This is a genomic window from Gaetbulibacter jejuensis (genome assembly GCF_039524015.1).
GTDB lineage: Bacteria > Bacteroidota > Bacteroidia > Flavobacteriales > Flavobacteriaceae > Gaetbulibacter_B > Gaetbulibacter_B jejuensis.
The window spans coordinates 607,637-627,940 of the sequence record NZ_BAAAGF010000002.1 but is presented as its reverse complement, the minus strand read 5'-3'; the positions used below and the strand labels follow the sequence as shown (position 1 = coordinate 627,940).

Below are 20,304 nucleotides of genomic sequence, written 5' to 3'. Positions count from 1 at the left end.
AGAATATTGTCATCGAAAACGATTTCATAAAAATCTATTTTCAACAAACAGCTAATACTTTGTAAGTTATTAATATAAGTTTTCGACTTAACAAATAATTATCATTTGCAAGCTATGAAAAACTTTACTTTACTATTTCTTTTCCTCTGTTTTAACCCTCTTCTATTTTCGCAAACTACTGCTGTTTACGATGTTGTATTTAATAGTATATGGAATGAAGCCGATCATGGTACGTTTCCTAACAATCCGCATTGGTCAAAACTTGTAGGCGTTAATCACAATGCTAACATTACATTTTTAGAACTTGGTGGTATTGCTTCACAAGGTATTGAAGACGTTGCTGAACTAGGTATTAATGATGCTTTTGAAGCAGAAGTACAAACAAGCATTACTAATGGAAATGCTCAACAGTATATTGATGGTGACCAACTTGCTACAGCTACAGGTAACATTGAGGTTTTAGGCTTACAGATAAGTGAAGATTATCCGTTGCTTACTTTGGTTTCAATGATTGCTCCTAGTCCTGATTGGATGATTGCAGTAAATGGTGTTAACTTAAGAGCAAGTGGTACTTGGGAAAATTCACTAGTTATAGACTTATACGTTTATGATGCTGGTACTGATAGCGGAATGAATTATTCATCACCAAATGCCGATATTACTCCTCATGTTCCTATAACAAGTCTATCTGGTGTAGCGCCTTTTAATACCGAAAAAGTAGGCACTTTAACCATTACGCTTCAACAAGTACTTGGCGTAAATGATATTGAAACAACTAATCACATCCAGCTCTTTCCTAATCCAGCAACTTCGGTACTGCAAATCTCAACAGAAACAACTAGTCTATCAGAAGTAGTGTTTTATGACGTTCTTGGAAAAAAAGTTAAATCTTACAAAAACACTTCAAACAGTAAAGAACTACGTATTGATATCAACAGCTTAACAACTGGTGTGTATCTTGTAAAATCGATTGCTAATGATGGCTCTAACAACATCCAGCGACTACTTGTTAAGTAATGCTTTATTGATGTCTTTAATAAGTTTTGGTCCTTCGTAAATAAACCCAGTATAAAGCTGAACTAAATCTGCTCCAGCCTCTAGTTTATCAAGCGCATCTTGAGCTGTATGAATGCCTCCTACTCCAATTATTGGAAATGCTTTTTGGCTTTTTTCTGATAAGAAACGAATCACATCAGTAGAACGTTGCGTTAATGGCTTACCACTTAATCCGCCAACTTCTGTTTTATTATCAGACTGTAAACCTTCTCTAGAAATGGTTGTGTTGGTAGCAATAACACCATTTATTTTAGTTACTTTAACAATATCAATGATATCTAATAATTGCTCATCGGTTAAATCTGGAGCAATTTTTAATAAAATAGGCTTAGGATTAGCCTTTTTAGCATTTTGCAGTTTTAACTCTTGTAAAAGCTTAGTTAGAGGTTCTTTGTCTTGTAACGCTCTTAAATTAGGTGTGTTGGGAGAACTTACATTTACCACAAAATAATCGACATAATCATATAAAGCGTTAAAGCAGTATACGTAATCATCAGTTGCATTTTCGTTAGGTGTTACTTTATTTTTACCAATATTACCACCAATAAGCACACCTTTGTTTTTCTTTAATCGTGTTACAGCCTCTTCTACACCTCCATTATTAAAACCCATTCGGTTAATAATAGCGTTATCTTCTTTTAATCTGAATAATCGCTTTTTAGGGTTTCCTGGTTGCGGCTTAGGAGTTAGCGTTCCTATTTCAATAAACCCGAACCCTAAGTTACCTAGTTCGTTAAACAGTTTAGCATCCTTATCAAAACCAGCAGCAAGACCAACGGGATTTTTAAATGTTAATCCAAATAATTGTCGCTCTAGCGATTTGTCTTTCATCAAGTATAAGCTTTTAAACAACGAAGGTACCAAAGGTATTTTGTTTAAAAATCGAATTAATGAAAACGTAAAGTGATGGATGCGTTCTGGGTCGAAACAGAATAGTAATGGACGAACAATGATCTTGTACATGAAATTATGTTTGCGCAAAAGTAATTTTAAATAAAAAAACCTACAATTCAAAAACCAAAAAAATTATAAATGTTATTTTTGAATAAAATAAAAAACATGATCGAAAAACAACATATTATTGACCGCTTTATAAGCTATGTAACCGTAGATACTGAGTCTGACCCAAACTCTGATACAACTCCAAGTACAGCTAAACAATGGGATTTAGCACACGCACTTGTAAAAGAACTTATAGCTATTGGGCTTAAAGACGTTACCATAGACAATAACGCTTATATTATGGCAACCTTACCTAGCAATGTTGAGCACGATGTACCAACAATTGGGTTTATATCGCATTTTGATACTTCACCAGATTTTACAGGAGCCAATGTAAAACCTCGCATTATTGAAAACTACGATGGTAAGGACATTGCTTTAAATGCAGAAGAAAACATTATCCTGTCTCCTAGTTATTTTGAAGATCTGTTGCTTTACAAAGGTCAAACCCTAATCACTACTGATGGTACTACGCTTTTAGGTGCTGATGATAAAGCAGGTATTACCGAAATTGTTTCGGCAATGGAATACCTTATTCAGCATCCTGAAATAAAACATGGCACGATTAAAATTGGGTTTACACCAGATGAAGAAATTGGTCGTGGAGCGCATAAGTTTGACGTTGAAAAATTTGGAGCAGATTGGGCTTACACTATGGATGGAAGTCAAATAGGTGAATTAGAATATGAAAACTTTAATGCTGCAGGAGCAACTGTAAAAGTAAAAGGTAAAATTGTACATCCTGGTTATGCCAAAGGAAAAATGGTAAACTCTATGTATATCGCTACCGAATTTATTAATGCCTTACCACGATTAGAAACACCAGAGCACACTGAAGGTTACCAAGGCTTTTTTCATTTACACTCTATACAAGGCGAAGTTGAAGATACTGTTTTAAAATACATTATTAGAGACCATGACAAAGCACACTTTGAAGCACGTAAAGAAGTAATGCAAAAACTTGCTTTTGATATCAATACCGAATATGGCAGAGAAGTTATTGACATTGACATTAAAGACCAATACTTCAACATGAAAGAAAAGGTTGAACCTGTTATGCATATTGTTGATATTGCCGAAGAAGCCATGAAACAACTTAATATTGAACCTTTGATAAAACCTATACGAGGTGGTACTGATGGGTCGCAGTTGAGTTATATGGGATTACCTTGCCCAAACATTTTTGCTGGTGGACATAACTTTCATGGACGTTATGAGTATGTACCAGTTGAAAGCATGATAAAAGCAACCGAAGTAATTTGCAAGATTGCTGAATTGACTGCTGAAAAGTATAAGTAATTATTAGTTGTGAGCAATATGACTGACTCAAATAAATCAAAATTGACTAAAGAAGAGAAAATCAGAAAAATTCTTGATGAATAAAAAACAGCTAACAGCAACATGTGTAGTTCATTACCGGTTTTTTATTTGTTAAATAATTGCTAACCAACATTACGTATCCTTTACAAAAATTTGAGAAATGAAGGAAACCATTTCAAATAATAAGAAATCTTTAAATATTCTGAATAAATTAATTCTGAATGGATTTTATGACGGAAATATAAGTCCAAACAGAATAGAGTTTGAACGAAAAAAATTTCCTTCTATTCTATCTGTAAACCAATACAGAATAATTGGATTTCTTAACGATGAAAACAAATTTGAGTTGGGTTTTGACTTCAAATTTCCACTAAACATAGTTGTGAAAGTAGCACTTGGAATCGGAATTATTTTTTCAATAATATCTTTAATGTATGGAAATTGGGTTACACCAATACCATTGTTTGTTTTACCGTTTCTGATTATATATATTAATTTTAATTTAAAAAAGAGAAAAGAAATAAGTCTCTTAACTTCTAAGTTCTTGGAATTGTATAAATCTGAATATGAAACTTAATTAAACCATACACAAACTGTTATTACATACCCTACACTATGAAATTTAGTCGAATAATAGTTGTCTTTTTTATATGTTTATTTTTGTTTACTAGCTGTAAAAGTAAAATTATTCCGCTTTCAAAAACCTATTATGATAACACCAACAAAGTTGGAGTACTCTTTATAGCTGACTCTATTAGAGCAGAAATTATTGGAGACCAAAGTTTATTAGAAATGGCGTTAACTGGTACTAAACGGTTTAGAGCACCATTAGAACTAGTCGACAAAACAATTAACCCTATTAGCGACATTGAAAACATTTACTTTAACACTTACCAAGAAAAAGGAAAACCGATTAAAAAAATTGATTACGAGTTTAAAACTGAAGATTTAGTTGAGTTTGAAAAACCAAAAAAATCTAAGAAGCAGTATTTTAATTATGATTTAAGATTTTTACAAAGTAAAGACATTGATGAACTTTTAATTGTAACTATTGAGTATGGACTTTTGGTAAACTACGATGGTATTTTTGAAGAAGAGAAACTAGGAAATTGTAGAATAGAATCTAAAATCATAAACCTAAAAGACAATTCTATTTTGTATAACAACTTTACGGTTTTTAATGTTGAAGTTATTGGTAATTGGAAAACACCACCCAACTATCCTAATTTAAAACATGCCATTCAATTAGCTATTAAACAAGCTATTGAAGAAGAGAAGAGAAAGTTTAACAACTAGATTAATAAAGTTATCGGCAACTAAACAACTAGGGTTAGTTATCACTAAATTTAAATTTTAGTATTATTAAAGTAAATTTAAACCTCTTTGAACATTAAACTAGTGAACAAAAAATTCAACATACCAGATTTTGCTAAATATCTAAATATAGACAACTCTAAAGATGAGGATGTTTTAATAGTACTCTATGACGATAAAAGTAAAGTTCCTCTTAAGTCACAACCAGTAAAAATTGACTTTTACCTCTTGGCATTAAAACTGGACTTTGATAAAAACATGAACTATGGACAAACTGATTTTGATAATGCAGAGTCACTACTTTATTTTGATGCACCAAACAATTCTATAGAATGGGATTTAGAAAAACCTATGACAGGTTATAACATCTTAATCAGTTCTAATTATTTTGACAACTATGCAAAACGATATAGTTTTATGAATTATAACAGTCATGAAGCATTGTTTGTTAAAGACGAAGAAAAAGTAATTTTGTTAGACTTGTTTGAGAAAGCTTATACAGAATACAGTTCTGCACAATTTTCAAAAGAAATTATAACATCCTACGCTAATTTAATATTAACCTACATTGAAAAATATTACAAAAGACAGTTTGATACTCGAAGCTTACTTTATAATAATGTAGTTGAAGATTTTCGCGAAAATTTAGAGTCTTATTTTAACGATACCACAGATATTAAAAAACTACCAACAGTAAGTTATTTTGCGAAAAAAGCAAACCTTTCTTCAAACTATTTTGGAGATGTTATAAAGCATTTTACAGGTGAATCTGCACAAAATTATATTCAACACTATATTTTACAAATTGCTAAAACAAAATTAAAACAATCTTCATTATCTGTTAGCGAAATAGCCTATAGCCTAGGCTTTGATTACCCAACATATTTCACCCGATTTTTTAAAAAAGAGGTAGGAGTTACACCAACTGTTTTTCGTAAACAGTAATTTGTTTCAGTCTTCAAGTAATCTGTTTAAGTGTCTAGAGTACATGTGTCTATATCTTTGTTGTATTGTTAATCTAAAAATATAATACAATGGAAAATCAAGTAAATTTAGCTGGAAGCGAAAGAGCTTCTACACATACATCTAGAATGTCTAAAGAGCGAATGGAGAATGCTGTTAGACAGTTGAATGAAATTTCAGAAGCAGATTACGAAAAAGTAGTAGGTTTAGCTAATGTTTGTAAACCTTTTAGAAGTGTTATTCATAAAACACCAGATGATTACGGAATGATTGGTTGGGAAGACGTTTTCCTTCACGGTATTGATGGTGTGCCATTAGATGGTTGGTACATTCCTGCAAAAGGAGGCGAAAGTGACAAATTAGTAATATTTAATCACGCGTTACCTATGTGTCGTTCTGGGTTTCAAGGTCATTTTGGGTTACCTTTTAGCGGATATGATAATGTTGAGATTGATTTTGTAATACAAATGAAACATTTAACTGATGCTGGATATAATGTTTTAGCTTATGATATTAGAAACCACGGACGAAGTGGGTCATCAAACAATGGAGTAAGTGGTATTGGTCAATTAGAATGGAGAGATTGTGCAGGTGTAAAGCAATATGTAGATAATCATCCTAGATTAAGCAAAATGAAAGTGGCTTTATATAGTCAATGTATGGGTGGAAATTCGCAATACGAAGCCATTAGTCGTCGTCCTGATTTGTTTAAAAATGTAAAATGTATGGTAAGTCCTATGGTTGTTTCTATGAGAGCCATTTATGAAGCATTTTCTGGATTGCAAGGTGTAAGTCAATATTTAGATTTAGTAGATTTTGAATTACTAAAAATGGGCGGATGGTTAATGGATGAAATGACACCACATACAGCAGCACCAAATGTAAAAATGCCAGTATTTATGATTCAAGTAAAAGACGATGCTTGGACTAAAAACCCTGAAGATGGCCAAAAAACATTTGATCTTTTAGGAAGTGAAGAAAAAGAACTTCATTGGATAGAGAATACACCTTTTAGATTTAAAGACGGTTATAACTATTTTGGTAGACATCCTGAGAAAGTTCTTGCTTTTTTAGATAAATACATGGGCTAAACAAACAGACAAAAAACCATTATCTATAATAGAGATAAAAGCGATTTGAGGATTAACTCAAGTCGCTTTTTCTTTAAAAAAAAGTTATATTGTTGTCAGAAAAATAGATTATAGTAATCTATTGCATTTCACACATAAAACATTTAAACCAAACTCATGAAAAAAACCATACTATTTCTAGCTTTAATCATCAGTTTTTCAAGTTTTTCGCAAAGCATGTGGAAAAAAGAAGCTGATAGATATAAACAAAATGGAATAAAAGAAGTTAAAATCTACTTGTTAGATCTTGAGCATCAAAATGAAAAAAGATTATGGGATTGGGAACTTTATGACAAAAATGGACGTATGATTGAGAAAAAAAGATTTCAACCCAATGGAGCCTTAGAGTCTCATTACAAGTTTGAATATCCTAATGATACATCCCGAATTTTAATTTCCTATAATTCCAAAGGAAAAGAAATTAAGCGAGTAGACCAAGAATTTGACTTATCTGGTGATAAAAATCCACAGAATCAATACAGTAAAAATGGTGCTTTTGAGTACGAATACAACAAAGCAGGTGACATTACTAAAGTTTGGAGAGTTAAAGACAACCCTAAACGACTTCAAACTGAAAACGTATATGATGAAAAAGGATTTTTAATTGAAAGTAAAAGCTTAGTGTTTACAAATAATCAAAAAAGTAATTACATATCCACAAGTACCTACTGTGTGGACAACACTGGAAATATTTCAAAAATAACTACCGAAGCTAACGGAACAATAACAAGTGTCGCTATTTATGAATATGTAAAACATAATAACTAAACTATGAAAAAAGTATCCTCAGTAGAAGAATATATAGAAGTCAATAGCCATTTTAGTGATGCCTTAACCTTATTACGAGACCTTATAAATTCCACCCAACTTGATGAAAGTTTAAAATGGAGTGCTCCTGTGTATTCCCTAAACGGTAAAAATGTTGTGGGTTTAGGTGCTTTTAAACAGCACTTTGGTATTTGGTTTTTTAATGGTGTGTTTCTTAAAGATGAACAACAACTACTAGTTAATGCTCAAGAAAAAACAAAAGCTTTACGGCAAATGCGTTTTGAGTCTATTGAAGATATTGACAAAGCTGCTGTATTAGCCTATGTAAAAGAAGCTATAGAAAACCAAAAGCTTGGTAAAGAATTAAAACCAGAACGTAAAGGTAAAACTGTGATTATCCCAAAAGAACTAAGTACAGTTTTAAAAGTCAATAGTGAACTTAACACTAGTTTTAAAGCTTTAACTCCTGGTAAACAACGAGAATACTGTGAGTATATTGAAAGTGCTAAAAGAGAAGCTACCAAACAAACCCGATTAGATAAAATTACACCAATGATTTTAAAAGGTGTTGGCTTACATGATAAATATAAGAATTGCTAATTGGTGTTTGGTGTTTAGAATAAATACATAAAAAAACTCCGAAGGATTACTTCGGAGTTTTTTATTTTATACTGTTTAAGCAAGTTACTTAGTAGTTGCAGGAGCATTTAACTTTTTGCTCATTTCCATTGAAATGGCTGAACGTTCAAATTTTATTTTTCCTGCTAAGGTTTCAATGACACAGCTATTGTCTTTGTCGTTTAATTCAACAACTTTACCATGCATACCACTTTTGGTAATAACCTTATCTCCTCTTTTTAATTCGCTTGCAAACTTTTTTTCCTGTTTAGCTCGTTTCATTTGAGGTGCAATCATAAAGAAATACACCACAACAAACATGGCTATAAAAGGTAAAAAACCAGAAATTCCTTCCATTAATTATTAGTTTACTTGCTTAATACTTGCACTACCTGCTGCTTTTTGAGGAGCGTTTGGATCTGGCTCAATAAAAGCTTTAATTTTAACTTGCTCTGAACCTTTTTCAGTATTTGTAGTTAAAGTAATAGTTTTAGTGATTTGGTTTTTTCCTTTACCATTGAATTTTACAGTAAATTCAGATGACTCACCTGGAGCTAAAGGTTCTCTACTCCAATCTTGAGGTACAGTACATCCACAAGTACTTTTAATGTTACTAACTACTAATGGTGCTTTACCTGTATTAGTATATTTAAATTTTGTTTCAACTGGAGTTCCATCAACTATGGTTCCAAAATCGTGTTCTGCTTCTTCAAAAGAAATCACTGGAAGTTCACCAGCAACTGCATCTCTTTCAGCAGCTTGAGCTACATTTTCAGATTTCACTTTGCTTGCTGCATCTTCCTTACATGAAGTAAAAGCTACCATACATAATGCGCTTAAACTTAAGATCACTTTTTTCATAGGGTTAAATTTTTAAAAATTATTATTTAAATGTTTTACATTTTTCAGCAGATAAAGGTACTAATAATTTCTTATTACATCAATCCTCTGCCTATTTTATTTAGTTTCCCGTCGGTTTTGTATTCTTTAACAATTTTGTCTAAAACACCATTTATAAAGATGCTACTCTTAGGTGTTGAGTACTCTTTAGCAATCTCTAAATACTCATTTATAGTTACTTTAACTGGAATAGATGGAAACTTTTGAAACTCACAAATTGCCATTCTTAACAATACCGAATCTAAACTCGCGATACGCTCAGCATCCCAGTTTTTGGTTTTGTTTGCTATTTCATCGTTATAAACTGTAGTGTTTAAAACGGTTTTTTTGTACAACTCTGTAGCAAAATCTTTATCGTCTAAATCTTTGTACAAGCTTGGTGTAAAGAATGCTTCTGGAGCATCTGGCTTACATTTTTTAAGCAACTTTAATATGCTAGTGTTTACTATTGGTAAATCATCTACCCAAGTAAGCTTTTTGTCTTCAAAGTAATCAAATAGCTTTTCGTTAGGCGCTATGATTTCAGTAAACAAATCAACTATTACAGCTTTATCTTCATTAAAACTAGAAGTTTTAGTAGCCATATAGTCTTTGTAGATTTTACTTTCTAAAATGGCTTTAAAAATGATTTCGATGTACTCAAAATCTAAATACCAATAGTTTAGTTTACGATTTTCTAGTTCGTCCTTTAGGGCTTCGTTGTCTCTTAAAGCACAAAGTATACTATTGTTTACAAACTTTGAATTAGGATTTTTTTCTTCATGTGTAGCTAAAAACTTCTTTTGTGTTTTGTCTAAGTGGTCTTCAGCTCTTTTTTGAACTTCAATAAGTAATGATAGAATAGCCAAGTACAAATCGTACATACTATCTAAACTTTGAAGCAGGAATTTTTCATCTTTTTTGAGGTCAGAACTTTCTGAACCATTAAATGCATAAATGGTTTGCATGACCTTGATACGAATATGTCTTCTGTTAAGCATATTATAAAGAACGTTAAAATTAAGAGGCGAAAAGCTTTACCTTTTCGCCTCACAAAAATAGTATTATTTATTCATTACCGAAACTAAATGCTGGTAACTGTTAAATTATTTTGCGTTTTCTCTTTTTCTAGTCTCGATACGCTCTTGAGCGATATCTAAAGCAGCTCTGTTGGTTGTGATACCATCGTGTTCTGCTTTTTTAAGAATTTCTAAAGTGGTATTGTAGATATTCTCTGTTTTACGCATAATTTCTGGTTTTCCGTAGTTTTCCAATTCTGCGTAAACATTAATAATTCCACCAGCATTAATTAAGAAATCTGGAGCGTACACAATACCTCTTTCTTGAAGTATTTTACCATGAACCTCTTCAATCTCTAATTGGTTGTTTGCTGCTCCTGCAATTACTTTAGCTTGTAATTTATGAATAGTATCATTGTTTATAGTAGCTCCTAAAGCACAAGGTGCATAAATATCCATAGTTTCACTATACAAATCGTTACCGTTGTAAATAGTTACACCATATCTGTCTCTAATGCTTTCTAAACGCTCTTTACTAATATCACTAATAGTTACGTTAGCTCCTTCGTTAACCAAATGCTCTACTAAAGCTTCACCAACATTCCCAATTCCTTGTACAAAGATGGTTTTGTCTTCTAAAACATCTGAACCAAACTTAAACTTGGCAGCTGCTTTCATTCCCATAAATACACCATAAGCTGTAATTGGTGATGGGTTACCTGCTCCTCCAATACTTTCAGAAATTCCAGTTACGTAAGGTGTTACTTCTCTTACTGTATCCATGTCTGAAGTTTCCATACCTACATCTTCAGCAGTAATATAACGACCACTTAAAGAGTGAACAAACTCACCAAACTTTTTCATAAGTTCAGGAGTTTTTTGGGTTTTAGCATCTCCAATAATTACTGCTTTTCCACCACCTAGGTTTAAACCAGTAATTGCCGATTTAAAGGTCATACCTCTAGACAATCTCAACACATCGTTAAGTGCTTCCCACTCGTTGTTATAATTCCACATTCTAGTTCCACCAAGTGCTGGACCTAAAACTGTGTTATGAATTCCAATTATTGCTTTTAAACCAGTATCTTTGTCGTTGCAAAACACAACTTGCTCGTGATTGTCAAAAGATACTTGACCAAAAACAGGATCAACCTTTGAAAGTTCTTTAGAACTTATGACGTCTGATATCATTATATTTTTATTAATTTTATAGCTTTTTTAGTTTGTCTAAAAACAGCGTGCAAAAATAACTTAATATTAAAGTATTCGCAAAATTATCCGACTAAAATTACATAGTAACGATTATTAAATCTTTGCAATCCTTAAATGAAAGAATTACAACATCTCAATAAATACTTTTACAAATACAGATACAAACTTCTATCAGGAGTTATAATTACTATAGTTGCTCGTATCTTTCTATTGTTTACACCAGAGCTTGTAGGTTCATCGGTTGATGTTATTGATGAATACCGAAAAGGTATTATTACTGATATGGCTGTTGTAAAACGAGAACTTCTCATCAACATTCTTTACATTGTTGGTGCTGCGGTTATTGGAGGCATTTTTACTTTTTTAATGCGACAAACCATTATCAATGTATCAAGATATATTGAGTTTGATTTAAAAAACGAAGTTTATCAACAATATCAACGTCTGTCGTTAGACTTTTATAAATCCAACAGAACAGGCGACCTTATGAGTCGCATAAGTGAAGATGTTGGTAAAGCTCGCGAATATGCTGGACCAGCAATTATGTATAGCATCAACACGCTAACATTATTTGTTATTGCCTTGTTTTTAATGTTTAAGTCTGCGCCATTACTAACACTATATACTATTATTCCACTACCAGTTTTATCCTACCTTATTTATGTTTTAAGCAAAACCATACATAAACGTAGTACAATTGTACAAGTATGGCTTTCAAAATTATCAACCTTTACACAGGAATCGTTTAGTGGTGTTAGTGTTATAAAGTCGTATGGTATAGAAGAGCAAGTAAATGCTGATTTTGATACCTTATCTACCGAAAGTAGAGAGAAAAACATAAACCTTACCAAGGTACAAGCGTTGTTTTTTCCTTTAATGATTTTTTTAATTGGATTAAGTAACATCATTGTAATTTATATTGGTGGTAAACAATATATCGATGGGGAAATAGAAAGTTTAGGTGTCATCGCTAAATTTATTATATATGTAAACCTTCTTACTTGGCCTGTTGCAACTGTAGGTTGGGTAACTTCGGTAGTACAACGTGCTGAAGCTTCTCAAAAACGTATAAATGAGTTTTTAAAGCAAGAACCAACCATAAAAAACAATACACAAGAGCATACTACTGTTGAAGGTAATATTGAATTCAGTAATGTATCTTTCACGTATCCTGACACTAATATTGAAGCATTAAAAGGCATTAGTTTTTCGCTCAAAAAAGGTGAAACTCTTGCTATACTTGGTAAAACAGGATCAGGAAAATCAACTGTTTTAGACCTTATTGGTCGTTTGTATGACATCAATCAAGGTAGTATTACTATTGATGACAAACCTATTGATATGCTCAATCTTAATGATTTAAGAAATAGTATAGGTTACGTGCCACAAGATGCTTTTTTATTTTCTGATACCATTAAAAACAATATTATGTTTGGTAAAGAAAATGCTACTGACGAAGACGTTATTAATGCTGCAAAAAATGCTGATGTACACAAAAACATTAAAAAGTTTAGCAAAGGATACGATACAGTTTTAGGCGAAAGAGGTATAACGCTTTCTGGTGGTCAAAAACAACGTGTTTCTATTGCTAGAGCTATTATAAAATCTCCAAAAATATTATTGTTTGATGATTGCTTATCTGCTGTAGATACTGAAACTGAAGAGAAAATACTTAAAAATCTTAGTAAAGTTTCAGAAGGTAAAACCACAATCATAGTAAGCCATAGAATTTCTTCTGCTAAAAACGCTGACAAAGTTATTGTCTTAGATGATGGTAAAATTATTCAATCTGGCTCTCACGAAACACTCTTAAACTCTGACGGTTACTACAAAGAGCTCTATTTAAAGCAGCTTACAGAAAAAGAAATATCATAATTTGTTGGTTACTATTCTTTTTTTTTAGATTTTTGAAACGTTAACATAACTAATTTATTAATTTAAAATCTATGAGTGACCACGGAATGATGGAAAAAGAAGAAATTTTTTCTAAAGTATTAAGAGCAGGAAGACGTACTTATTTTTTTGATGTGAGAGCTACTAAAGCAGGAGATTACTACTTAACAATAACTGAGAGTAAAAAATTCACTAATGACGACGGTTCTTTTCACTACAAAAAACACAAAATCTATTTATACAAAGAAGATTTTGCTGAGTTCAATGAAATATTAAATGAAATGACCTCATACATCATCGACGAAAAAGGTGATGAAGTTATAAGCGAGCGTCATCAAAAAGATTTCAAAAAAGACGATTACAGCAATGCTGATATTGAAGAAGGTGGAGAAACTATAAATGTTTCTAAATCTACAGAAAGCTTTACAGATGTTAACTTTGAAGATATATAAACACAACATCTTTTGTTAAAATACATTAAACCGTTACTAATACAGTAGCGGTTTTTTTATATTTATACACTAACACAATCCTTATGAAATTTTTATACTCACTACTCTTTTTTGTTTTAGCATTTAACCTACAAGCACAAACCAATTTAGACTATTATTTACCACAAAACACAACTTATAATCCTGATATACCTACACCACAATCGGTAATTGGGCATGAAGTTGGCGAATGGCATGTAACACATGATAAACTTGTGCAGTATATGTATGCGTTAGCAGAAGCTTCAAATAGAGTGCATATAGAAAATAGAGGTTCTACTTATGAAGACAGACCTTTACTCCTACTTACTATAACTTCTCCTGAAAATCATAGTAATCTTTCAGAAATACAGAACGCTCACATTGCTGCTACTGAAAGTAACACTGTAAGTACTGCAAACAGACCAATAGTAGTGTATCAAGGGTTTTCAATACATGGTAACGAACCAAGTGGTTCTAATGCTGCACTTTTGGTTGCTTACTATCTTGCTGCTGCTGAAAGTGATGCTGTAAAACAGTTATTAGATGAAAGTGTTATTTTGCTTGATCCTGCTTTTAATCCAGATGGTTTACAACGTTTTGCCTATTGGGCAAATACCAATAGAGGTAAAAACTTAAATCCAGACCCAAACGACAGAGAGTATCGCGAAGTATGGCCTGGTGGAAGAACCAACCACTATTGGTTTGACATGAATAGAGATTGGTTACCAGTTCAGTTACCAGAATCGAGAGCGCGAATTGCTACATTTCATAAGTGGTTACCAAATATTTTAACTGACCATCATGAAATGGGAACTAACTCTACCTTCTTCTTTCAACCAGGAATCCCTTCGAGAACACATCCTTTAACACCTAAATTAAATCAAGAGCTTACCAAAAAAATTGGAAATTATCATGCTAAAGCTTTAGATAAAATAGGCTCATTATACTATACCGAAGAAAATTTTGATGATTTTTACTATGGAAAAGGATCAACTTTTCCTGATATAAATGGAGGCATTGGTATTTTGTTTGAACAAGCTAGTTCGCGAGGACATATACAAGAAAGTGCTAACGGATTGTTAACTTTTCCGTTTACAATAAGAAATCAATTTACTGCTGCTTTATCTACTCTAGAAGCTGCTGAAAGTATGCGAGAAGAATTATTGACCTATCAGCATAATTTTTATAAAGACGCACGAGAAGAAGCTGCTAAAGAAAATGGTAAAGCTATTGTATTTGGTGACGAAAAAGATGCTGCAAGAACCTATCATTTAGCTGAAATTTTAAAACGTCAAAACATAACCTTTTACAATATAAAATCTGATTTTAAAGCTGATGGAAAATCGTTTAAAAAAGGCTACAGTTATATTGTTCCTAAAAATCAAAAAAACACACGTTTAATTAATGCAATGTTTGAAAAGCGAACTACGTTTACCGATAGCTTGTTTTATGATATTTCGGCATGGACATTTCCTTTAGCTTTTAATGTAGATTATGCTGAAAATGTTTCAACTTCACACTTAGGAGAAGAAGTTACTCAACTCACTATGAAACCAGGAAAGGTTACAGCTAAAAGCAACTATGCTTATCTTATGCAATGGCATGAATACTATGCTCCAAAAGCACTTAACGCTATTTTAAAATCTGGTATTAGAGCCAAAGTAGCTATGCAACCTTTTTCATTACAAAACACTGATTATGATTATGGAACCATACTTATTCCTGTTCAAAATCAATCTAAAAATGCAGATGAGTTGTATTCGTTTTTAAATGAAATTGCCAAAGAAAGCCATATAACTATTAATGCTGTTTCAACAGGACTTACCGAAGGAATTGATTTAGGTAGTGGTAAATTTAGAACTTTGGAACAACCTAAAATAGCACTAATCGTTGGAGATGGCATCACTTCTTATGATGCTGGAGAATTGTGGCACTTATTTGACCAACGCTTTGATATAACTGTAACAAAACTAGACACAAGGTCTTTACAACGTACCAATCTTGATCGTTACAATACTATAATTTTACCAAGTGGATCTTTAAATGGTGCTGATGCTAAAGCTTTAAAAACTTGGGTGGAAAATGGAGGGACTTTAATTGGTTACAGATATGCTTTACGTTGGTTGAACAACAACGAATTTTTAAAACTAAACTTTAAAACTGTAGAACGTACTGCAACAAACATTTCATTTGAAGAACGTAGTGATTATAATGGTGCTCAGGTTATTGGAGGAGCCATTTTTGAAACAAAATTAGATCGTTCGCATCCAGTGAATTTTGGTTATAAAAATGATAAGCTAGCTATGTTTAGAAATACGACGTTGTTTGTTTCAGCTGATAAACAGAGTTACAACAATCCAATTCAGTATACTAAAAACCCTTTGTTGAGTGGTTATATTTCACAATCCAATCTAGATAGTTTATCGTTAACAGTTCCTTTTAAAGTGCAACGTTTAAGACGTGGCAATGTAGCTGTTTTTACAGACAACACTAATTTTAGAGCGTTTTGGTATGGTACAAACAAGCTATTGTTAAATACCATCTTTTTTAGAGAGCAACTATAGTTTAACTGAAAAAAGTGCTGTTCCTAAAACAAATAGAAACCAAGATATTGCTAGTTTAAAACTCAACATTGATAATAAAACAACAACTATTACCATGTAAATTGGCACTAAAGTTATAGCAATAGCAAAACGAAAGGTGTCTATAAATTCTGCTTCTTTAATTTTTGGTTCTATTACGAACTTCCAAATGAGGTAAGGTGGAAATAGATGAATAATTAAAAGCAGTTTAAAAAACGATTTAAATATTGAAAATCGGTTAGGTTTTGCTAGTTTACAATTTTCAAAATGACTAGCTATACAAGCATTAACACTTGTCGGTTGTAAAAAGTCAACTTGTAAATCATTTAATGTCTTTATGTCGTTTTCGTAGTTTGCTTCTGAGATATGAGTGGTAAGCTCACAAAGCTGATTAAATACTTTTGTTTTTAGAGATTTAGTGCTTTCCTCTACACTTTTTATAACTTCAGAAGTCACTAAAATTGGAGTTCCAAAGTTTAATGATACACTGCTACCAAAACGTGTTGGATTGGAGTAATTAAAACCTACAGGAAGCATTTTAACTTGTAACTCAGGATTATGCTGTAACGCTTCAAAAACCATTCTAGTAAATCCTTTGCTCAAAGGTCTAACACGTCGTTTTAAGCTATGATTTCCTTCAGGAAAAACAGTAATGGCTTCTCCTTTATTTAATAAATTAGCACACATTGAAAAAACCGAATTGTTTTTAGAAATATTGCTCCAGCCATCTCTAACTCTATACACAGGAAGCATTAATAAGCTCTTTAAAATGCTTGCAATCACTTTCTTTTTAAATACACTTGCTCGCGTTAAAAAGTACGAGAAGCGTCCACTTTTTACAGCAATCAATAGCGCATCCAATAAGGCATTTTGATGGTTTCCCAAAAATAAAACAGCTCCATTTTTAGGCACATTTTCAGCATGTACAACTTTAATGGTCTTGAAATAAAAAAACAAGCCCAAACTTAAATAAGCTCTAACAATATGCAACCATAATATTTTCAAACTGCTGTTGCTTTAGAAGGTTTGTAAGACCAAAAGAAAGCCAATAATAACCCTGAAACAATATGCCAAATTCCCCAGAAGGCTGCCATAATAGCCATACCTCCTAACCCACTAAAAAAGGTAAAGATGAGTAACAACCCTAACCCTGAGTTTTGGATTCCTGTTTCAATAGCAATTGTTTTTTGGTCTCTAAATGTTAGTCTAAACCCCTTGGCTATGAAAAATCCTAAAAGTATTGCTAGTAAATTATGTGCAATCCCAATGAGAAGCACGTAATGTATATAGTTATTAAAAACTTCTAGATTATTTGTAAAGGCAATAACCACAATTGCAGCAAATACAAGTATTGATATAGGTTTTAACAGTTTTGATAATCTATCAGCTAAGGCTTTATTTTTGTGCCTTAAAAACATTCCTAAGACTAAAGGTATTCCAAGAATTAACAAGACTAGTTTTACCAACTGAAATGGTTGTAGCTGAACACTTTTTAGTATTTCGGCAGTTGGCTGATATAAGTTTCCGTAGAGTTGAAAATTAATAGGTGTAATCACAATAGCCATCAATGTCCCAAAAGCTGTTAAACTCACTGATAATGCTGTGTTCCCATTAGCCAAATGCGTCATAAAGTTTGATATATTTCCTCCAGGACATGCAGCAACCATCATCATTCCTAAGGCAATACTGGGTTGTGGTTTTATGCAAATAATAATCAAAAACGTTAGTAATGGTAAAGCTACAAATTGTGACAATAGCCCTACCAATACTATTTTTGGCTGTTTTAACAAACGCTTAAAATCACTCACCGAAATACCTAAAGCTACACCAAACATTACCACAGCTAAAGCTAGGTTTAAAACCCAAAGCTCATTACTATTAAATTGTATTTGTACGTCGTCTAGCTGCTTTATCATATTAGGCTACTGTTTCGCCATTTTTAACCTTTTGTTCAGGGTTTAACAAAATGACATCCTTTCCATTAACAGCTCCCAACAACAAACATTCGCTCATAAAGTTTGCGATTTGCTTTTTTGGGAAGTTAACTACGGCTAGAATTTGTCGGTTAAGCAATTCCGGTTTTGTATATAATGTTGTAATTTGTGCGGAAGACTTTTTAATACCCAAATCACCAAAATCAATCGTTAATTGGTATGCTGGTCGATGTGCATTTGGAAAATCATTAACCTCAATTATGGTTCCCACACGAATATCCACTTTGGAAAAGTCTTCAAAAGTTATTATAGTATTATCCATAGGTTAAAAATACGTTATAAAACTAAAATCACAAATAAATGGCAAGAACTCCATCAAATATGTTACCCTTAGGAACCAAAGCTCCAAATTTTAAACTACAAGATAGTGTAAGTGGTTTGCAAATGTCACTCGATGAATTAAAAGGTGTTAATGCTACTTTAATAATGTTTATATGCAACCACTGTCCTTTTGTAAAGCATGTGAATCCGCAATTATCTCAATTGGCAAAAGATTACATTTCTAAAGGTGTAAACTGTGTTGCCATTTCCAGTAATGATATTGAAAACTATCCACAAGACAGACCTGAACTTATGAGAAGTAATGCCATTGAGCAAGACTTTATTTTCCCATATTTATTTGACCAAACACAAGCAGTCGCTAAAGCTTATGATGCTGCATGCACTCCAGATTTTTATGTGTTTGACAAAGATTTAAAATTAGTTTACAGAGGACAACTAGACGACTCTAGACCAGGAAATGACATTGATGTTACAGGAAGTGACATTAGAGCTGCTCTAGATGCGCTTTTAGCTCAAAAACCTATTAATGAGCTGCAAAAACCAAGTATAGGCTGTAATATTAAGTGGAAGTAGTAGATAAAAAAACATAACAAAAAAAAAGGCTATCAAAATATTGATAGCCTTTCGTCTTTCTCATAGCAATTTTAACCAAAAGTTAATCAAAGAAAGATTTAGTTTTTATATAGATATACTGAAGATGCAGCAGCCAAACTATTGTTTAAAACAGGTGCTATATTTCCTCCTGTACCAATATTATTAAATGCTAAAATACGTCCACCATTATTACCAGCTTCAGCAATATAAACTGTTTCTGTTTCACTATCATAAGCTACATCAACAGGGTTACCTAGCATTGTTGCACTACCAGCAACTCTAATTTGTAGACTCATAGCCAATGTTCCTCCATTAGACACACCATTAAACTTAGATGTAAAGTTTTCAATAATATGAAACCCTCCATCATCTTGACCATTCATAGCCGAAGCAATATCAGTCATTACCATAGTATCTGTAGTAGCATCATAAGTTAAACCGTGTGTTCTTACAATACCTTCAATAACTACTCGCTTTGATGCTGATAACATAGCATCAGTAGTGTTAGATAAAAAGTTTGTAAATACTGCTAACTCACCTGTAGCATCAACTACAGCATATAAATCGTTGTTATAAAATGTAATTCCCCAAAGTTTAAAATCGGTTGTAATTACATTTCTTAAAGTAAAACTACTTCCGTTTTTAGAATAGATATACAATCTACCATCAGGCGTGTTGGTGTCACCATCAACATCAGCATTATCAGCCACAACATAAAAATTTCCATTTACAGCAACCTCTCTAGGACTAGACATATCTTGAGTTCCCATAATATCTACTCCTACTGAAGTTCCGCTAGTAATAGTTGAAATATTAGTCACTCCCTCTAATCCTAAATTAGAACGTGAAGCCTGAATAACTGCATCATCAGATTGGTCATAGTAAATACCATCAGCCGCTACAGAAGTTGTAATAAGTGTTTTTGTAGTAACGTTGCTTCCATCGGTAACATCGTAAATGTTTATGTTTCCATCAGAATTATTTGAAGCTAATAAATATACTGACGTTTCCATTGTAGGATTACTATTGTCATCGTCATCACTACATGAGAAAACAAAAGTTGATAAAGCAGTGATTAAGACTACTAATTTTAATGAATTAAATCGTTTCATGTGTTTAAAATTTTATTGTTATTAGTATACCTACGTAATTTTATAAAAAGCGGTTTTAAAATTTTTTTAAAAATTAAAGATTACATTTACTAA

The 20,304-nt window shown here is 32.3% G+C and carries 21 protein-coding genes; 12 read left to right on the top strand and 9 right to left on the bottom strand.

The window, feature by feature from the left end; genetic code table 11:
• The first annotated feature begins 114 nt into the window (after positions 1 to 114).
• Positions 115 to 1,017 carry a T9SS type A sorting domain-containing protein gene (locus ABD011_RS09420; protein ID WP_343797736.1) on the top strand — a complete coding sequence of 301 codons (903 nt, stop codon included), beginning with the start codon at positions 115 to 117 and terminating at the stop codon, positions 1,015 to 1,017.
• Here the strand turns inward: ABD011_RS09420 and ABD011_RS09415 are convergent.
• The gene (locus ABD011_RS09415) at positions 1,003 to 2,019 is read right to left on the bottom strand and encodes a quinone-dependent dihydroorotate dehydrogenase (RefSeq protein WP_343797734.1); all 1,017 of its coding nucleotides are present in this window, start codon (positions 2,017 to 2,019) and stop codon (positions 1,003 to 1,005) included. The genes ABD011_RS09420 and ABD011_RS09415 overlap by 15 nt on opposite strands.
• A 96-nt stretch (positions 2,020 to 2,115) precedes the next feature.
• On the opposite strand from ABD011_RS09415, the gene pepT reads away from it, so the two are divergent.
• The 7 genes from pepT to ABD011_RS09380 all read left to right on the top strand — a co-directional run bounded on the left by pepT (position 2,116) and on the right by ABD011_RS09380 (position 8,153).
• Entirely contained in the window at positions 2,116 to 3,357 is a 1,242-nt protein-coding gene (pepT, locus tag ABD011_RS09410; protein ID WP_131506574.1) for a peptidase T, read from the top strand.
• A 181-nt stretch (positions 3,358 to 3,538) separates the two neighbouring features.
• Positions 3,539 to 3,955 (top strand): hypothetical protein, encoded by a 417-nt coding sequence (locus tag ABD011_RS09405; RefSeq protein ID WP_131506573.1) that lies wholly within the window; start codon positions 3,539 to 3,541, stop codon positions 3,953 to 3,955.
• A 38-nt stretch (positions 3,956 to 3,993) separates the two neighbouring features.
• Positions 3,994 to 4,674 (top strand): hypothetical protein, encoded by a 681-nt coding sequence (locus ABD011_RS09400; RefSeq protein ID WP_343797731.1) that lies wholly within the window; start codon positions 3,994 to 3,996, stop codon positions 4,672 to 4,674.
• 102 nt (positions 4,675 to 4,776) lie between these two features.
• A complete protein-coding gene (locus ABD011_RS09395; protein ID WP_343797729.1) occupies positions 4,777 to 5,637 on the top strand; it encodes a helix-turn-helix domain-containing protein in 861 nt (286 codons plus the stop codon).
• 89 nt (positions 5,638 to 5,726) lie between these two features.
• Entirely contained in the window at positions 5,727 to 6,746 is a 1,020-nt protein-coding gene (locus ABD011_RS09390) for an alpha/beta hydrolase family protein (RefSeq protein ID WP_343797727.1), read from the top strand.
• 156 nt (positions 6,747 to 6,902) lie between these two features.
• Positions 6,903 to 7,553, top strand: coding sequence for a hypothetical protein (locus ABD011_RS09385; RefSeq protein WP_343797725.1), 651 nt, complete (start codon positions 6,903 to 6,905; stop codon positions 7,551 to 7,553).
• Between the two features lie 3 nt (positions 7,554 to 7,556).
• Complete coding sequence (locus tag ABD011_RS09380; protein WP_343797723.1) at positions 7,557 to 8,153, top strand: YdeI/OmpD-associated family protein; 597 nt, start codon at positions 7,557 to 7,559, stop codon at positions 8,151 to 8,153.
• A gap of 84 nt (positions 8,154 to 8,237) precedes the next feature.
• Here the strand turns inward: ABD011_RS09380 and yajC are convergent, their stop codons facing one another.
• The 4 genes from yajC to ABD011_RS09360 all read right to left on the bottom strand — a co-directional run bounded on the left by yajC (position 8,238) and on the right by ABD011_RS09360 (position 11,260).
• Complete coding sequence (yajC, locus tag ABD011_RS09375) at positions 8,238 to 8,528, bottom strand: preprotein translocase subunit YajC (protein ID WP_129761827.1); 291 nt, start codon at positions 8,526 to 8,528, stop codon at positions 8,238 to 8,240.
• A 6-nt stretch (positions 8,529 to 8,534) separates the two neighbouring features.
• Positions 8,535 to 9,032 (bottom strand): DUF1573 domain-containing protein, encoded by a 498-nt coding sequence (locus ABD011_RS09370; protein WP_129761826.1) that lies wholly within the window; start codon positions 9,030 to 9,032, stop codon positions 8,535 to 8,537.
• 74 nt (positions 9,033 to 9,106) lie between these two features.
• On the bottom strand, positions 9,107 to 10,051 hold the full coding sequence (gene nusB / locus ABD011_RS09365; RefSeq protein ID WP_343797719.1) for a transcription antitermination factor NusB: 945 nt from the start codon (positions 10,049 to 10,051) through the stop codon (positions 9,107 to 9,109).
• A gap of 105 nt (positions 10,052 to 10,156) precedes the next feature.
• On the bottom strand, positions 10,157 to 11,260 hold the full coding sequence (locus ABD011_RS09360) for a Glu/Leu/Phe/Val family dehydrogenase (protein ID WP_134201345.1): 1,104 nt from the start codon (positions 11,258 to 11,260) through the stop codon (positions 10,157 to 10,159).
• A gap of 135 nt (positions 11,261 to 11,395) precedes the next feature.
• On the opposite strand from ABD011_RS09360, the gene ABD011_RS09355 reads away from it, so the two are divergent.
• From ABD011_RS09355 to ABD011_RS09345, 3 genes are all read left to right on the top strand, one after another.
• On the top strand, positions 11,396 to 13,156 hold the full coding sequence (locus tag ABD011_RS09355; protein WP_343797716.1) for an ABC transporter ATP-binding protein: 1,761 nt from the start codon (positions 11,396 to 11,398) through the stop codon (positions 13,154 to 13,156).
• Between the two features lie 71 nt (positions 13,157 to 13,227).
• A complete protein-coding gene (locus ABD011_RS09350; RefSeq protein ID WP_131506564.1) occupies positions 13,228 to 13,626 on the top strand; it encodes a PUR family DNA/RNA-binding protein in 399 nt (132 codons plus the stop codon).
• An 83-nt stretch (positions 13,627 to 13,709) separates the two neighbouring features.
• Complete coding sequence (locus ABD011_RS09345) at positions 13,710 to 16,211, top strand: M14 family metallopeptidase (protein WP_343797714.1); 2,502 nt, start codon at positions 13,710 to 13,712, stop codon at positions 16,209 to 16,211.
• Here ABD011_RS09345 and ABD011_RS09340 read toward each other — a convergent pair.
• From ABD011_RS09340 to ABD011_RS09330, 3 genes are read right to left on the bottom strand one after another with little or no spacing between them, the layout of a single operon-like run.
• Positions 16,206 to 17,234 carry a lysophospholipid acyltransferase family protein gene (locus ABD011_RS09340; protein ID WP_343797712.1) on the bottom strand — a complete coding sequence of 343 codons (1,029 nt, stop codon included), beginning with the start codon at positions 17,232 to 17,234 and terminating at the stop codon, positions 16,206 to 16,208. The two genes, ABD011_RS09345 and ABD011_RS09340, sit on opposite strands and share 6 nt — an antisense overlap.
• The gene (locus ABD011_RS09335; protein WP_343797710.1) at positions 17,231 to 18,145 is read right to left on the bottom strand and encodes a bile acid:sodium symporter family protein; all 915 of its coding nucleotides are present in this window, start codon (positions 18,143 to 18,145) and stop codon (positions 17,231 to 17,233) included. The genes ABD011_RS09340 and ABD011_RS09335 overlap by 4 nt, the downstream gene beginning before the upstream one ends.
• A gap of 1 nt (position 18,146) precedes the next feature.
• Positions 18,147 to 18,485, bottom strand: a complete 339-nt coding sequence (locus ABD011_RS09330; protein ID WP_343797708.1) for a tRNA-binding protein — start codon at positions 18,483 to 18,485, stop codon at positions 18,147 to 18,149.
• Between the two features lie 38 nt (positions 18,486 to 18,523).
• Between ABD011_RS09330 and ABD011_RS09325 the strand changes: the two genes are divergently transcribed.
• Complete coding sequence (locus ABD011_RS09325) at positions 18,524 to 19,078, top strand: thioredoxin family protein (protein WP_343797706.1); 555 nt, start codon at positions 18,524 to 18,526, stop codon at positions 19,076 to 19,078.
• A 98-nt stretch (positions 19,079 to 19,176) separates the two neighbouring features.
• On the opposite strand, the gene ABD011_RS09320 is transcribed toward ABD011_RS09325, so the two are convergent.
• Positions 19,177 to 20,211: a hypothetical protein gene (locus ABD011_RS09320; protein ID WP_343797704.1), complete on the bottom strand. Its 1,035-nt coding sequence runs from the start codon at positions 20,209 to 20,211 to the stop codon at positions 19,177 to 19,179.
• Positions 20,212 to 20,304: the final 93 nt, after the last annotated feature.

Coding starts and splice junctions, on each gene's coding strand:
- pepT (WP_131506574.1), top strand. CDS start 2,116: ATGATCGAAAAACAACATATTATTGACCGCTTTATAAGCTATGTAACC.
- ABD011_RS09360 (WP_134201345.1), bottom strand. CDS start 11,260: ATGATATCAGACGTCATAAGTTCTAAAGAACTTTCAAAGGTTGATCCT.
- ABD011_RS09345 (WP_343797714.1), top strand. CDS start 13,710: ATGAAATTTTTATACTCACTACTCTTTTTTGTTTTAGCATTTAACCTA.
- ABD011_RS09350 (WP_131506564.1), top strand. CDS start 13,228: ATGAGTGACCACGGAATGATGGAAAAAGAAGAAATTTTTTCTAAAGTA.
- ABD011_RS09420 (WP_343797736.1), top strand. CDS start 115: ATGAAAAACTTTACTTTACTATTTCTTTTCCTCTGTTTTAACCCTCTT.
- ABD011_RS09320 (WP_343797704.1), bottom strand. CDS start 20,211: ATGAAACGATTTAATTCATTAAAATTAGTAGTCTTAATCACTGCTTTA.
- ABD011_RS09370 (WP_129761826.1), bottom strand. CDS start 9,032: ATGAAAAAAGTGATCTTAAGTTTAAGCGCATTATGTATGGTAGCTTTT.
- ABD011_RS09415 (WP_343797734.1), bottom strand. CDS start 2,019: ATGTACAAGATCATTGTTCGTCCATTACTATTCTGTTTCGACCCAGAA.
- yajC (WP_129761827.1), bottom strand. CDS start 8,528: ATGGAAGGAATTTCTGGTTTTTTACCTTTTATAGCCATGTTTGTTGTG.
- ABD011_RS09355 (WP_343797716.1), top strand. CDS start 11,396: ATGAAAGAATTACAACATCTCAATAAATACTTTTACAAATACAGATAC.
- ABD011_RS09385 (WP_343797725.1), top strand. CDS start 6,903: ATGAAAAAAACCATACTATTTCTAGCTTTAATCATCAGTTTTTCAAGT.
- ABD011_RS09335 (WP_343797710.1), bottom strand. CDS start 18,145: ATGATAAAGCAGCTAGACGACGTACAAATACAATTTAATAGTAATGAG.
- ABD011_RS09390 (WP_343797727.1), top strand. CDS start 5,727: ATGGAAAATCAAGTAAATTTAGCTGGAAGCGAAAGAGCTTCTACACAT.
- nusB (WP_343797719.1), bottom strand. CDS start 10,051: ATGCTTAACAGAAGACATATTCGTATCAAGGTCATGCAAACCATTTAT.
- ABD011_RS09380 (WP_343797723.1), top strand. CDS start 7,557: ATGAAAAAAGTATCCTCAGTAGAAGAATATATAGAAGTCAATAGCCAT.
- ABD011_RS09400 (WP_343797731.1), top strand. CDS start 3,994: ATGAAATTTAGTCGAATAATAGTTGTCTTTTTTATATGTTTATTTTTG.
- ABD011_RS09330 (WP_343797708.1), bottom strand. CDS start 18,485: ATGGATAATACTATAATAACTTTTGAAGACTTTTCCAAAGTGGATATT.
- ABD011_RS09405 (WP_131506573.1), top strand. CDS start 3,539: ATGAAGGAAACCATTTCAAATAATAAGAAATCTTTAAATATTCTGAAT.
- ABD011_RS09325 (WP_343797706.1), top strand. CDS start 18,524: ATGGCAAGAACTCCATCAAATATGTTACCCTTAGGAACCAAAGCTCCA.